This is a genomic window from Aeromicrobium sp. REDSEA-S38_B2 (assembly GCF_001628525.1).
In the GTDB taxonomy this organism is placed as follows: Bacteria; Actinomycetota; Actinomycetes; order Propionibacteriales; family Nocardioidaceae; genus Aeromicrobium; species Aeromicrobium erythreum.
The window spans coordinates 15,970-28,979 of the sequence record NZ_LUNH01000039.1 but is presented as its reverse complement, the minus strand read 5'-3'; the positions used below and the strand labels follow the sequence as shown (position 1 = coordinate 28,979).

Below are 13,010 nucleotides of genomic sequence, written 5' to 3'. Positions count from 1 at the left end.
CGGTGCGGGGCCCTCGTGCGTGGCGGGCTGCCGGGTCTCAGAAGAGGACCTGGCCGCCGCTCGTGGCCGCGGTGAACCGCTCCTGGGCGTCGGCCCAGTTCGCGATGTTCCAGAACGCCTTCACGTAGTCGCCCTTGACGTTGAGGTAGTCGAGGTAGAAGGCGTGCTCCCACATGTCGAGCTGGGAGATCGGGATCAGCGTCGCCGGGATGTTGGACTGCTGGTCGTACAGCTGGACGATGACCAGCTTCTGACCCAGCGTGTCCCAGGCGGTGATCGCCCAGCCGGAGCCCTGGATCCCGAGCGCCGTCGCCTCGAACTGCGCGCGGTAGGCGTCGAAGGAGCCGAAGTTGTCCTCGATCGCCGCGGCCAGCTCGCCGGTCGGCTTGTCGCCACCGTCCGGAGACAGGTTCTTCCAGAAGATGGAGTGGTTGATGTGGCCGCCGAGGTTGAACGCGAGGTTCTTCTCGAGCAGGTTGATCGTGTCGTACGAACCGTCGGCGCGGGACGCCTCGAGCTTCTCGAGGGCCGTGTTCAGGCCGTTGACGTAGTTCTGGTGGTGCTTGCTGTGGTGCAGCTCCATGATCTTGCCGGAGATGTGCGGATCCAGCGCACCGTAGTCGTAGGGCAGGTCGGGCAGGGTGTAGTCGGCCACGCGTCCTCCTAGGTCGGGGCACTCGCGGTGCCCGCGGATGTCGTTACGGATCGTGCTCCCTCAGTCTGTCAGTCGCTCACGCCCACGCAAGACCGGCCCGCGATGCGGACGGGCCCGGCAGTCACCCGCCCCGTCGACGATGCCCTAGGCTGAGCGCGCGATGAAGGAGCTGCGAGAGGGTCGACGTGGGTGAGGACAGGCTCGTCACGCCCGAGGAGGACGTGCTGGCGCTGCTCGTGCTCGTCGTCTCCGGCGTCACCGACTACCTCGACGGCAAGCTGGCCCGCCGGCTGAACCAGACGTCGAAGATCGGCGCGATCCTCGACCCCGTCGCCGACCGGCTGTACATCCTCGCCGTCGTCGTCGGGCTGGCGCTGCGCGACATCATCCCGTGGTGGCTCGCGGTGCTGCTCCCGCTGCGCGACGTGTTCCTGTTCAGCCTCGTGCCGTTCCTGCGCACCCGCGGGTACAGCTCGCTGCCCGTGCACTTCCTGGGCAAGGCCGCCACGGCGGGGCTGCTCTACGCCTTCCCGCTGCTGCTGCTCGGCGACGGGTCGGGCACGGTCGCCGACCTCGCCGAGGTCTTCGGCTGGGCGTTCGCGATCTGGGGCGTCGGTCTGTACTGGTGGGGCGGTGTCCTCTACGCCTTCCAGGTGCGACGCCTCCTCGCCACGACCGAGCCCCTCGCTCGCTGAGGTCGGCCGTGGCTGTCGTCCGTCCTGCGGAGAGCCTGCTGGAGCAGGTCGCGGAGAACGCGCTCGACGACGACTACTACGTCGTGCGGGCGGGGGAGCGGTACGGCCAGCGCGCCGTCGCTACCCCGGCCGTGGGCGTGGTGGTCGCGGTGCTCGCGGCGATGCTCACGGTCACCGCGGTCCAGACCCAGACCGAGCGACCGGGCTCGGAGCTGGAGCGACGCACGCTCGTCGCCGACGTCGCCGACCGGCGCGACGTCCTGGCCGCGCGGCAGGAGGCCGTCGGCGCGCTGCGCCAGCAGGTCGCGTCGCTGCAGGGCGGCTCGACCGCGGAGACCTCGACCGACGTCGCCGCCGACACCGTCCTGGCCGGGGCCCGGTCCTTGCGCGGCACGGCTCTGGTGGTCACCATGGCGGGCAGCCCCGACGGTGCCCGCGCGGGCCGCGTCACCGCGCAGGACGTCGTCGCCGTGGTCAACGGGCTCTGGTACGCGGGTGCCGAGGCCGTGTCGGTCGGCGGTCAGCGGCTCGCCGAGACCTCGGCGATCTCCTCCCTCGACGGCGCGATCACGGTGAACTTCCGCCGCATCGAGGTGCCGGTGCGGATCGTGGCCCTCGGCGACGGTGCGGTGCTGCGGTCCCGGCTGCAGTCCAACCTCGCGGGACGCTACCTCCAGGAGCGCGCCGAGGACGCCGGCATCTCCGTGGGCATGGCACCATCGGACGACGAGGTGGTGCCGTCGGCGCCCGAGCAACGGACCACGCTGCGCCGCGCGGAGCCTCTCCCGGCGGCGGACGGTCCACGAGGGGAGGGCAGACCGTGATCCCGGTGATCGGACTCGTCGTCGGTGTCGGCCTCGGCCTCTTCCTCCAGCCCGACGTGCCGCTCTGGCTGCAGCCGTACCTCCCGATCGCGATCGTCGCCGCGCTCGATGCCGTCGTCGGCGCGCTGCGGGCGCTCGGCGAGCGTCGCTTCGACGACCGCGTGTTCGTCGTCTCGTTCATCTCCAACGTGACCATCGCCGGGTTCATGGTCTTCCTCGGCGACCAGCTCGGCGTCGGCTCGCAGCTCTCGACCGGCGTCGTCGTCGTGCTCGGCATCCGCATCTTCGCCAACGCCGCCGCCATCCGCCGCAGGATCTTCCATGCCTGACGCGGAGCGGCCGCACCGGGCGGCACCGCACCGGCGCGCCGGGTCGCAGGTGCTGGTCGCGCTGCTCGTCGGCGGGCTGGCGTTCGCCATGACCGTGCAGGTCCGCCAGGACGACGCGACCGACTACGGCTCGCTGCGCGGCGTCGAGCTGGTCCGAGGACGTCGCCCGCCAGCGCGCCGAGGAGCTCGCCGTGCTCGCCGGCTCGGTCGGCGCGACGGGCCCGGGCGTGCGGCTCACCGTCTCCGACCCCGACGGGCTCGTCGACGCCGGTCTGGTGCTCGACGTCCTGCAGGAGCTCCGCGAGGCCGGGGCGGAGGCGATCGTCGTCAACGACACGGCGCGGGTCGTCGCCCAGACGTACGTGCTCGACGACGAGCAGGGTCTGCGCATCGGCGGACGCCAGGTCAGCAGCCCCTACGTGTTCGACGTGATCGGCGACCCCAGCACGCTCGAGGAGTCCATCACCTTCCGCGGCGGCGTGCGCGACCTGCTGCAGGCGCGCGGCGCGCAGGCCGCCGTCGCCCGCCGCTCGACGATCACCATCACGGCCCTGGCTGACGTGCGCACCCCCGAGTACGCTCGTCCCGACGTCGGCGCGCCCTGAGCGACCGACGACCACCTTCCCAGCACCACCACACACCGAGCAGGAGCGCCGCGTGATCCCTGAGGACCTGTACTACAGCGAAGAGCACGAGTGGGTGCGCGTGGAGGGCGACGTCCTCGTCGTCGGCATCACCGACTTCGCGCAGGACCAGCTCGGCGACATCGTCTACGTCGACCTGCCCGACGTCGGCGACGAGGTCCAGGCCGGGTCGGTCGTGGGTGAGCTGGAGTCGACGAAGTCGGTGAGCGACGTCTTCAGCCCGGTCAGCGGCGAGGTCGTGGCTCGCAACGAGAGCCTCGACGGTGCCTCCGAGGTCATCAACTCCGACCCCTACGGCGAGGGCTGGCTGTTCAAGGTGCGGGCCGCCGACGACGATGCCACCGCCGCGCTGCTCGCCCCCGAGCAGTACACGGCTCTCGTCTCGTCCTGAGGTCGGGCCGGACCACCCGGCCCGACCTGGTACGGGTGCTAGGTTGGTCACGTCGACCCTCGACCCCGGGGTGAGACCTCGCAGCCCAGCCCTCGCGGCCCAGCCACCACCTCTCGAGCCACCACCTTTCGAGCACAGCCAGGAGTGATCCGATGACCTCGCCCGGTCCCGAGCACGGCAACGTCCCGGACGAGACCACGCACATCCCGCTGATCGACGCCGACACCGAGGAGATGACCTCGGCCGACGTCGACGCGGTGGAGAACCTGCCGGCGGGCAGCGCGATGCTGCTGGTGCAGCGCGGTCCGGGCGCCGGGGCGCGGTTCCTGCTCGACACCGACACGGTGTCGGTCGGGCGCCACCCCGACAGCGACATCTTCCTCGACGACATCAGCGTCTCGCGCCGCCACGCCGTGTTCAGCCGGTCCGGCCGCGGCTACGTCGTCAGCGACCTGGGCAGCCTCAACGGCACCTACGTCAACCGCGACCGCATCGACGGCGACATCGCGCTCGGTGGCGGCGACGAGGTCCAGATCGGCAAGTACCGGCTCATCTACTTCGCGGGCGCGCAGCGGGGCCAGGCGTGACCCAGCCGCTGCCGGAGACGGCTCGGCTCGGGATCGGCAAGGTCCTGGCGGAGCTCCGCGAGGAGTTCCCGTCGCTGACCATCAGCAAGATCCGCTACCTCGAGCGGGAGGGTCTGCTCGAGCCGGAGCGGACGCCCTCGGGGTACCGCAAGTTCTCCTTCGACGACGTCGAGCGGCTCCGGTTCGTGCTGCGCCAGCAGAAGCGGTACTGGCCCCTGAGCACGATCCGACAGGCGCTCGACGAGATGGACCGCGGCCTCGTGCCGCAGACCGACCTCGACGGCAACGTCCGCGTGCCGGAGGTCTCCAGCGACGCCGACGGCCTGCCGACGCCGGGCGCCTTCCTGGAGGGCCGCAGCCGGATGCGGCTGAGCCGCGAGGAGGTGCTGGAGAGCACCGGCGCGAGCGAGGAGCTGCTCGCCCAGGTCGAGGAGCACGGGTTGCTCGAGCGTCGCCCGGGCCAGCACGCGTACGACGGCGACGACCTCGTCGTGGTCGACGCGGTCGTCCGGTTGTCCGCGCTCGGCGTGGAGCCGCGCCACCTGCGTGCGGTGCGCACGGCGGCGGAGCGCGAGTCCGACCTGCTGGGCCGCGCGGTGCCGGAGCGTCGTCGTCGCGAGGACAAGGCCGCCGCGGCGGAGCAGCTCGGGGAGCTGGCCGCCCTCCTCATGCGTCTGCACACGGTGCTCCTGCGGCACCGGCTCCGGGACTGACCGTGCGCGAGCTCGACGTCCTCGGCGTACGGGTCGAGATGCCCACCAAGCAGCCGCTCGTGCTCCTGCGCGAGAGCGAGGGTGCGCGCTACCTGCCCATCTGGATCGGTGCGGTCGAGGCCTCGGCCATCGCCTTCGCCCAGCAGGACGAGGCGACCCCGCGTCCCCTCACGCACGTCCTCATGCAGCGCGTCGTCGAGGCGCTCGGCGACGAGCTCACCGAGATCCACATCGTCGACGTGGACGACGGCGTGTTCTTCGCCACCTTGGTCTTCGCCTCGGGCGCGACGGCCGACGCCCGTCCGTCCGACGCCATCGCGCTCGCGCTGCGCTGCGGGGCCCGCATCCTGTGCACGGAGGACGTGCTCGACGAGGCCGGCATCGCCTCGACGCGCGAGGAGGACGAGCAGGTGGAGCGGTTCCGCACGTTCCTCGACCACGTGGAGCCCGAGGACTTCGCCTGACCCAGGGGGTCGACGCCCGAACCCTCAACCCTCACGCAAGGGTTGCGACACGCCGTCGCAGTGATTGACCGGAGTCCGCGCCGGGCCTACCGTGAGAGCACTGCCGCACGCGAACACCGTTGTAGTTTCGCCGAGGTGGTCTTCCCCCTCACCCTTGTCTGGAAGGCGAGACCCGATGATCGAGCGACGCGACGACGACGCGACGGCCCTGGAGGCCGCCGAGGCCGCGGCGCAGGCCGGCGACCAAGGCCTGCTGTTCACCGACGACGTCGAGCCGCTCCCGCGCGACACGGGCTTTCGCGGTCCGACCGCCTGCAGCGCGGCCGGCATCACCTACCGCCAGCTCGACTACTGGGCCCGGACCAAGCTGGTCGAGCCGACCGTCCGTTCGGCGACGGGCTCGGGCACGCAGCGCCTGTACTCCTTCAAGGACATCCTGCTCCTCAAGATCATCAAGCGGCTCCTCGACGCCGGCGTCTCGCTGCAGCAGATCCGCACCGCGGTCGAGCACCTGCGCGAGCGCGGGACCGACGACCTCACCCAGGTGACGCTCATGAGCGACGGCGCCAGCGTCTACGAGTGCCGCTCCGCCGACGAGGTCATCGACCTCCTCCAGGGCGGACAGGGCGTCTTCGGCATCGCCATCGGTGGTGTCTGGAAGGAGATCGAGGGGTCGCTGCACGAGCTGCCGAGCGAGCGCTCGGTCGCTCCGGAGACCGCCGACGACGAGCTGTCGGCGCGTCGTCGTGCCCGTCTGACCAGCTGACGGGCGCCACGCTGGTACCGTAGGACCGCTGTCGACCACGCGTGGGAGAGATCGCCCAGGCGGCGCCGAAGGGGCAATTCCTCCCCGGAACCTCTCAGGCACCACGGACCATGCGGACGAGGCCACCCTGGAGCGCACGTCACCGTGCGGACGTGACAGGAGGGGAGGGAAACCAGACCTCGATCCCTGGAGTCCCTGCATGTCCTCTGACGCCCCCTCGACGACCAGCCCGCTGACGGCACCGACCGACGTCTTCGTCGACCGGCACATCGGCCCGCGTGCCAGCGACCAGCAGGCCATGCTGGAGCGCATCGGCCACACGTCCCTCGACTCGCTCATGCAGGCCGCCGTCCCGGAGTCGATCCGCGCGACGTCGGCCCCGACGCTCCCCGCGGCGCTCGGCGAGCAGGCCGCGCTCGGCACGCTGAAGGCCCTCGCCTCCCGCAACAACCCGGGCGTCTCGATGATCGGCCTCGGCTACCACCCCACCGTGACGCCGGCCGTCATCCGACGCAACGTGCTGGAGGACCCGGCCTGGTACACGGCCTACACGCCCTACCAGCCCGAGATCTCGCAGGGCCGGCTCGAGGCGCTGCTGAACTACCAGACGATGGTCGCCGACCTGACCGGCCTGACCACCGCGAACGCCTCCCTGCTCGACGAGGGCACCGCAGCCGCCGAGGCGATGACGCTCGTGCGCCGCGCCGCCCGTGGCAAGGACCTGCGTCCTCTCGTCCTCGACACCCGCCTCCTGCCGCAGACGCTCGCGGTCGTGCGCACCCGCGCCGAGGCCCTGGGCATCGAGCTCCTCGACGTCGACCTCGGCACCGACGACGTTCCCGCGGACGTCGCGGGCGCGATCGTCGCCTACCCGGCGGCCGACGGCGCCGTCACCGACCCGTCGCGGGCCACACGCCGGCTTCATGGCCGTGCGTGACGGGCTCGAGCGACACCTGCCCGGGCGCCTCGTCGGCGTCTCGGTCGACAAGGACGGACGTCCGGCGTACCGGCTGGCGCTGCAGACCCGCGAGCAGCACATCCGTCGTGAGAAGGCGACCTCCAACATCTGCACGGCGCAGGTGCTGCTGGCCGTGACGGCCTCGATGTACGCCGTCTACCACGGCGCCGAGGGCCTGCGGCGGATCGCGCAGCACGTCCACACCGCCGCGACGACCTTCGCGGCGGGCCTCGTGGCCGGCGGGGTCGAGGTGCTGCACGAGACGTACTTCGACACCGTGGTCGCCCGGGTGCCCGGCGAGGCCGACGCCGTCGTCGGCCGGGCCCGCGCCGAGGGGATCCACCTGCGCAGGGTCGACGCCGACCACGTGGCCGTCTCGACGTCGGAGGTCACCACCGTGCCGCACCTGCAGGCCGTGTGGCGTGCGTTCGGGGTCGCCGGCTCCCACCAGGGTCCCGCCGCCGACGCGCTGCCCGAGGCGCTCGTCCGAGACGACGCGATCCTCACCCACCCGGTGTTCGCCGAGCACCGCAGCGAGACCCAGCTCCTGCGCTACCTGCGCACGCTGAGCGACCGCGACTACGCGCTCGACCGCGGCATGATCCCGCTGGGCTCGTGCACCATGAAGCTGAACGCGACCGCCGAGATGGAGCCGATCAGCTGGCCCGGCTTCGCCGACCTGCACCCCTTCGTGCCGGCCGAGGACGCCGCGGGCATGATCGAGCTCGTCGAGACGCTCGAGTCGTGGCTCGCCGCGGTCACCGGCTACGCCGCCGTCTCCGTGCAGCCGAACGCCGGGTCGCAGGGCGAGCTGGCCGGCCTGCTCGCCATCCGCGCCTGGCACCGCAGCAACGGCGACGAGCGTCGCGACGTCTGCCTGATCCCGAGCTCGGCGCACGGCACCAACGCCGCGTCGGCCGTCATGGCGGGCATGCGGGTCGTGATCGTCAAGGCCACCGAGATCGGGGAGGTCGACCTCGACGACCTGCGCGCGGTCTGCGCCGAGCACGCCGACGACCTCGCGGCGATCATGGTGACCTACCCGTCGACGCACGGCGTCTACGAGGACGGCATCACCGAGCTGTGCGACGTCGTGCACGCCGCGGGAGGCCAGGTCTACGTCGACGGCGCCAACCTCAACGCCCTGCTCGGCCACGCCGAGCCCGGCACGTTCGGCGGCGACGTCTCGCACCTGAACCTGCACAAGACGTTCTGCATCCCGCACGGTGGCGGCGGTCCCGGCGTGGGCCCGGTCGCGGTGGCCGAGCACCTGGTGCCGTTCCTGCCGAGCCACCCGCTGCACCCGGTCGCCGCGAAGCGTCAGGGCATCGGTGCGATCAGCGCGGCACCGTACGGCTCGGCGGGCATCCTCCCGATCCCGTTCGCCTACGTCTCGATGATGGGCGCACAGGGACTCACCGACGCCACGTCGGTCGCGGTCCTGTCAGCCAACTACGTCGCCGCCCGGCTCAAGGACGCCTTCCCGGTGCTCTACACCGGACGCTCCGGGCTCGTCGCGCACGAGTGCATCCTCGACGTCCGCGGCATCACGAAGGAGACCGGTGTCACCGTCGACGACGTCGCGAAGCGGCTCGTCGACTACGGGTTCCACGCACCCACCATGAGCTTCCCGGTCGCGGGCACGCTGATGGTCGAGCCCACCGAGTCCGAGGACCTCGCCGAGCTCGACCGCTTCTGCGACGCGATGCTCGCCATCCGCGCAGAGATCGACCAGGTCGCGGCGGGGGAGTGGCCCGAGGGCGACAACCCCCTGGTGCAGGCTCCGCACGCGGCCCGTGAGCTGCTCGACTGGCAGCACGCCTACCCGGTCGCCACGGGCGTGTTCCCCACGGGCAGCACCCAGGACAAGTACTTCCCGCCGGTGGGCCGCATCGACCAGGCCTACGGCGACCGGAACCTGACCTGCTCCTGCCCGCCGATCGAGGCGTTCGCCTGAGTCGTGGCCCGGCGCGCGGCCTCAGGCCGTGCCGTCGGGCAGCGGCGTGTCGTCGACCTGGATGTCGAACCTGACCCGCTTGCCGGACACCGACGTGACCGTGAGGGTCAGGCCGAAGCGGGTGTCGCCGTCGACGAGCGTGCACCGCATGGTGCGGTCGACCTCGCCGACCAGCCGTCCGGGACAGTCGATCCGGTCGGGCGCACGGCCGTACTTCTCGCGCAGGCTGTCCATCACCTGCTGCTCGACCTGCCGCTCCGGCATGCTGCCGACGCGGCCTGCGCTCACGTCGACGCTGCAGGCCGCCGTGAGGAGGAGACCGACCAGCACGAGCACGGCTGTCGCGCGACGTCGCATGACGCTCCTCCAGGGTCGGGTGCGGCCCCACGATACCCACGCCACACGCGGGAGGGCGTGACCTGCACCCAGGACCTGGACTAGTGTCTGACATGTCGTCCAGAGGGGGTGGGCTCATGTCCTTCGAGGTGGTTCCGACCGAGCTGCGCGCAGCGGCCGAGACGCTGCGCACCGAGGTCGACCCGTTCGCCGGGTTCACGGTGCTGCAGGTCTGCTACGCCGACACCGCGCTCGGCCACGTCGAGCTCGACACCTGGATGACGACGATCGCCGGACAGGTCGACGACGCCGCCGCGCAGCTGCGTGAGGCCATGGTCGGCATCGCGGGCGCCCTCGACTACGTCGCCTCGCGCTACGAGAGCACCGACGACCAGGTCGCGCAGTGCTTCGCGCAGGACCCGATCACGGCGCTGGGCCTGCCCGAGGGCTTCGACCCCGGACCGCCACGGATCGGCCCGGCGGTGCCGCTCCAGGGCTCTGGCACGGGAGGACAGCCGTGACGCTCGTCGCCGGCGCGTCCCTCGGCAGCACCGACGACCCCACGGCGCTCGTCGTCGGCAGCGTCGAGACCGTCGAGAGCATCGCCACCCGGTTCTCCGACACCGCGAGCGACGTCGACGCCCGCCGCACCGCGCTGTCGCGGGTGCGTGCCGCGTCGTGGACCGGTGTCGCGGCCGATGCCTGGGAGACGCGGATGGACGAGGAGCTGACCCGCTTCACCCGGCTCGTGGAGGTCCTCGAGACCGCCGCGACGGCGTTCACCGGGTACGCCGGCGCCCTGCGGACCGCGCAGGACCGCGCCCGGGAGGCGATCGAGACCTGGGACCGCGGGGAGCAGGCCACCGAGACCGCGACCCAGGCGTTCAACCGCGACGTCGACGCCTACAACGAGGCGATCCGCAGCGGTGGCCCCCTCCCGCCGCACCCGGGCACGTTCGTCGACCCCGGCCAGGACCTGCGCGACGAGGCCGAGGAGATCCTCTCCGACGCGCGCGACACCCTCGACTCGGCGGGCACCGACGCCGTGCGGTCGCTCGGCGGACTGCCGGGCTCGCGGACCGAGGGCAGCAGCAGCTGGTTCGGCGCCGAGGGCGAGGTGTCCGGCCCGACCTTCACCTGGGACGCCTTCTCCCAGGCGTTCGGCGACCGTCGCACCGGTGACTACCGCGACGGCGAGCACAGCGACGCGGGGCTCAGCTTCGGCAGTGCCAGCGGTGACGCCTGGGTCTACCGCGCGCAGGGCGGCTGGGAGGACTACATCGCCGGGGGCCGTGCCACCGCCGACGGCGAGTTCCGGTTCCTCACCGCCGACGGTTCCGCCGGCGGCAGCCTGACCCCCGAGGGGCTCCGGCTCAACGCCGACGGCACGCTGACGCTGGTCGGCGCGTCCGGGGAGTTCGAGCACGCCTGGGAGTACGGCCACTACGGCGCGTCCGCCGAGGGGTCCGTCGAGGCGTCGGCCGAGGGGCACGCCGACGTCGGTGCGACCGGGGTCCACGTGGGCGGCGAGGTGTTCGCCGGCGCGCGCATCGCCGGCGACCTGGAGGGCGGGCTCTTCGGCATCACGGCCCGCGGCACGGCCGAGGGCTGGGCGGGCGCGGGCGCCGGTGCCGACGGCGTGCTCGGCTACGATGACGGCGTCTTCCGGCTGAGCGGGTCCGGGGGAGCGGCCTGGGGCCTGGGCGGCAAGCTCGGGCTCGACCTCGAGGTCGACGTGCCGGAGCTCGTGGAGTCGCTCGACAGCGGTGTCACCGCGCTGACGGAGCTGTTCCCATGACGACCTGCGTGACCACCCCCGTGACCGCTCGAGGAGAGGACCGGCCGTGGCCCAGCTGCCCATCGACCTGACGTTGAGGCTGCCCGACCCCGGGTGGCTCGTGGCCGACCCCGCCGAGCTCGGCCTCCCCGGGGCGGCGTTCGCGGCGACCCGGCCCGAGCCCGGCGCCGTCTTCGCGCCCCTGCTGACCGTCTCGGGCGGGCTGCGCGACGCCACCGAGGACGTGGCCGTGGTGGCCGAGGAGTCCCTGGCCGTGTTCGCCGAGCAGGTCGCGGACGCCGAGGTCGTCAACCGCGTGATGTCGGGGACGCCGACCGCGCCCGGGGTCTCCCAGGTGCTCGCCGGCCGGGCGCCGCTGCAGGGTCGCCAGCGTGAGGTTCGCCAGGCGCAGGTCGTGGCGACGGCCCCCACGCGGGACGGCGACCGTCGCGCGGTGGTCGTCTTCACGCTCACCTGTCTCGCAGAGCAGCTCGGCACCCTCGGCCCGCAGCTGCAGACGTTCGTGGCCTCGGCGCGTCCCGAGGGCGCCTGAGCGGTCGCGGCCCGCGCGTCAGCCGGGCGGAAGCACGCCGGTCAGCCAGAGCACCAGGACCACCAGGCCGCCGACGAGGAGTCCGCCGACCGCGATGCCGGCGAAGACCAGACCGACCAGCTCGGCACCGCCACGCACGACGCGCAGGCCGACCTGCTGGGCCGCGAGGGTGACGAGCTCGCGTCCCTCCTGGGGGGCGAAACGCAGGTCGGCGACCTTGACCGGCATCCCGTGCTCGTCGAGCCCCCAGACCTTCTCGACCCCGAGTGCGATCGTGCGTCCCCGCTGGACCGACGCGGAGCCGGCCAGTGCCGGCGCACCCGCGACCCAGTCGACGCGGCGCACGACGTCGGTGACGGCGACACCGTCGCCCCGGGGGCGCACCTCGTGGATCACCGTCCGCTCGATGCCAGCCGCCCCGAGGACCGTCCGCCAGCGACGGTCGGCGAGGTCGAGGCGCAGGTCGAAGCCGTCGTCGACGACGTCCACGACGTACGGCGTGTCCTCCACCGCGTCGCGGACGGCCTGCAGGAGGAGGTCCATGGCGGGGGTCATGCGCGGCTCCGGCTCATGGGGCCGATCCTAGGACGCGGCGCGCACCGAGGCGGTCTGCCACCACGAGACGACCCGGTCCACGACCACGCCCGGGTGCTTGACCCAGCGGACGTGGTCGGTGCTCCCGCCGTCGGGGACGGCGTCGCGCGTGTAGACCCAGCGGGTCACGGACGCGGGGTCCAGGAACTGCTCGAGGAAGCGCTTGTTGGCGGCGGAGACGGCGTACGCGTCGCCCTGCAGGTGCACGACGAGCGTCGGAGCGGTGACCGGGCCGCTCACGTCGAAGGGCGGGCGACCGGTGCGGACGAAACGTGCCCACTCCCGCATGAGCGTGCGGGCACCCGGCGCACCGAAGGCGGGCTTCGGCAGGTGGCCGAGGCCCTGCGTCAGCAGCGGGATCGTCGAGGCGAAGGCCAGCATGGGCAGACCGCCGTAGGGGTAGAAGCGGTGGTGGGGGGTGGAGGCTCCCACCATCACGAGCCCGTCGGCGTGCACCGCGGTGTCGTCCCGCTGCTGGAGCCCGACCGCCAGCTGTGCGCCGAGGCTGTGGCCGAGCACCAGCACCGGACGCCCCGGCTCGGCGCTGCGCGCGGACCGGACGGCGTCGGCGAGGTCGTCGATCTCGTCGGCGTAGGACCAGTCGCTCGCGCGCGAGGCCGTCGGGCCGTCGGGCTCGAACCCGCGCCGGCCCAGTGCCTGCGCCGACCAGCCGACGTCCTCGAACGCCGCGACGAGCGGACGGTAGAAGCGCGACGGCACCGCCATGGCGGGGGACACGAGCACGTGCGGGTTCACGTCGACCATGG

The 13,010-nt window shown here is 72.6% G+C and carries 15 protein-coding genes, 2 pseudogenes and 1 riboswitch; of the genes and pseudogenes, 13 read left to right on the top strand and 4 right to left on the bottom strand.

The features are described from left to right. Positions 1-37: 37 nt before the first annotated feature. A complete protein-coding gene (locus A6Q81_RS09635; protein ID WP_067857277.1) occupies positions 38-655 on the bottom strand; it encodes a superoxide dismutase in 618 nt (205 codons plus the stop codon). A gap of 185 nt (positions 656-840) precedes the next feature. On the opposite strand from A6Q81_RS09635, the gene A6Q81_RS09630 reads away from it, so the two are divergent. From A6Q81_RS09630 to gcvP, 10 genes and pseudogenes are all read left to right on the top strand, one after another. Then, entirely contained in the window at positions 841-1,350 is a 510-nt protein-coding gene (locus A6Q81_RS09630; protein ID WP_286690318.1) for a CDP-alcohol phosphatidyltransferase family protein, read from the top strand. Positions 1,351-1,358: 8 nt separating this feature from the next. Beyond that, the gene (locus A6Q81_RS09625) at positions 1,359-2,174 is read left to right on the top strand and encodes a DUF881 domain-containing protein (protein WP_067857283.1); all 816 of its coding nucleotides are present in this window, start codon (positions 1,359-1,361) and stop codon (positions 2,172-2,174) included. Continuing rightward, on the top strand, positions 2,171-2,503 hold the full coding sequence (locus tag A6Q81_RS09620) for a small basic family protein (protein ID WP_067857287.1): 333 nt from the start codon (positions 2,171-2,173) through the stop codon (positions 2,501-2,503). The genes A6Q81_RS09625 and A6Q81_RS09620 overlap by 4 nt, the downstream gene beginning before the upstream one ends. Positions 2,504-2,691: 188 nt before the next feature. Beyond that, positions 2,692-3,108: pseudogene (locus tag A6Q81_RS09615) on the top strand (DUF881 domain-containing protein); the annotation flags it as partial. Between the two features lie 52 nt (positions 3,109-3,160). Beyond that, positions 3,161-3,538, top strand: a complete 378-nt coding sequence (gene gcvH / locus A6Q81_RS09610; protein ID WP_144433733.1) for a glycine cleavage system protein GcvH — start codon at positions 3,161-3,163, stop codon at positions 3,536-3,538. A 152-nt stretch (positions 3,539-3,690) separates the two neighbouring features. Beyond that, positions 3,691-4,125, top strand: coding sequence for an FHA domain-containing protein (locus A6Q81_RS09605; RefSeq protein WP_067857294.1), 435 nt, complete (start codon positions 3,691-3,693; stop codon positions 4,123-4,125). Next, positions 4,122-4,838 carry a transcriptional regulator FtsR gene (gene ftsR / locus A6Q81_RS09600; RefSeq protein ID WP_067857297.1) on the top strand — a complete coding sequence of 239 codons (717 nt, stop codon included), beginning with the start codon at positions 4,122-4,124 and terminating at the stop codon, positions 4,836-4,838. The genes A6Q81_RS09605 and ftsR overlap by 4 nt, the downstream gene beginning before the upstream one ends. 2 nt (positions 4,839-4,840) lie before the next feature. Next, a complete protein-coding gene (locus tag A6Q81_RS09595; RefSeq protein WP_286690317.1) occupies positions 4,841-5,302 on the top strand; it encodes a bifunctional nuclease family protein in 462 nt (153 codons plus the stop codon). Positions 5,303-5,477: 175 nt separating this feature from the next. After that, positions 5,478-6,068, top strand: coding sequence for a MerR family transcriptional regulator (locus A6Q81_RS09590; protein WP_067857303.1), 591 nt, complete (start codon positions 5,478-5,480; stop codon positions 6,066-6,068). 32 nt (positions 6,069-6,100) lie between these two features. Further along, a riboswitch (glycine riboswitch) is annotated at positions 6,101-6,189 on the top strand. A 189-nt stretch (positions 6,190-6,378) separates the two neighbouring features. Continuing rightward, positions 6,379-8,983: pseudogene (gene gcvP / locus A6Q81_RS09585) on the top strand (aminomethyl-transferring glycine dehydrogenase). 21 nt (positions 8,984-9,004) lie between these two features. On the opposite strand, the gene A6Q81_RS09580 reads toward gcvP, so the two are convergent. Next, complete coding sequence (locus A6Q81_RS09580; RefSeq protein WP_286690316.1) at positions 9,005-9,340, bottom strand: DUF4333 domain-containing protein; 336 nt, start codon at positions 9,338-9,340, stop codon at positions 9,005-9,007. A 116-nt stretch (positions 9,341-9,456) separates the two neighbouring features. Between A6Q81_RS09580 and A6Q81_RS09575 the strand changes: the two genes are divergently transcribed. The 3 genes from A6Q81_RS09575 to A6Q81_RS09565 are packed head-to-tail and all read left to right on the top strand — an operon-like array spanning position 9,457 to position 11,649. Next, positions 9,457-9,840 (top strand): hypothetical protein, encoded by a 384-nt coding sequence (locus tag A6Q81_RS09575; protein ID WP_067857311.1) that lies wholly within the window; start codon positions 9,457-9,459, stop codon positions 9,838-9,840. Next, positions 9,837-11,117 (top strand): WXG100 family type VII secretion target, encoded by a 1,281-nt coding sequence (locus A6Q81_RS09570; RefSeq protein ID WP_067857314.1) that lies wholly within the window; start codon positions 9,837-9,839, stop codon positions 11,115-11,117. The genes A6Q81_RS09575 and A6Q81_RS09570 overlap by 4 nt, the downstream gene beginning before the upstream one ends. Positions 11,118-11,163: 46 nt before the next feature. Then, positions 11,164-11,649 (top strand): hypothetical protein, encoded by a 486-nt coding sequence (locus tag A6Q81_RS09565; RefSeq protein ID WP_286690315.1) that lies wholly within the window; start codon positions 11,164-11,166, stop codon positions 11,647-11,649. Between the two features lie 18 nt (positions 11,650-11,667). Here A6Q81_RS09565 and A6Q81_RS09560 read toward each other — a convergent pair whose 3' ends face one another. Both A6Q81_RS09560 and A6Q81_RS09555 read right to left on the bottom strand, forming a co-directional pair. After that, complete coding sequence (locus A6Q81_RS09560; RefSeq protein ID WP_144433734.1) at positions 11,668-12,204, bottom strand: hypothetical protein; 537 nt, start codon at positions 12,202-12,204, stop codon at positions 11,668-11,670. A 27-nt stretch (positions 12,205-12,231) separates the two neighbouring features. Further along, positions 12,232-12,999, bottom strand: a complete 768-nt coding sequence (locus tag A6Q81_RS09555; protein WP_236749698.1) for an alpha/beta fold hydrolase — start codon at positions 12,997-12,999, stop codon at positions 12,232-12,234. Between the last annotated feature and the right edge of the window lie 11 nt (positions 13,000-13,010).

Bases quoted from the DNA above. Each gene is read 5' to 3' on its own strand.
- A6Q81_RS09580 (WP_286690316.1), bottom strand. From the start codon at position 9,340: ATGCGACGTCGCGCGACAGCCGTGCTCGTGCTGGTCGGTCTCCTCCTC.
- A6Q81_RS09590 (WP_067857303.1), top strand. From the start codon at position 5,478: ATGATCGAGCGACGCGACGACGACGCGACGGCCCTGGAGGCCGCCGAG.
- A6Q81_RS09575 (WP_067857311.1), top strand. From the start codon at position 9,457: ATGTCCTTCGAGGTGGTTCCGACCGAGCTGCGCGCAGCGGCCGAGACG.
- A6Q81_RS09560 (WP_144433734.1), bottom strand. From the start codon at position 12,204: ATGACCCCCGCCATGGACCTCCTCCTGCAGGCCGTCCGCGACGCGGTG.
- A6Q81_RS09605 (WP_067857294.1), top strand. From the start codon at position 3,691: ATGACCTCGCCCGGTCCCGAGCACGGCAACGTCCCGGACGAGACCACG.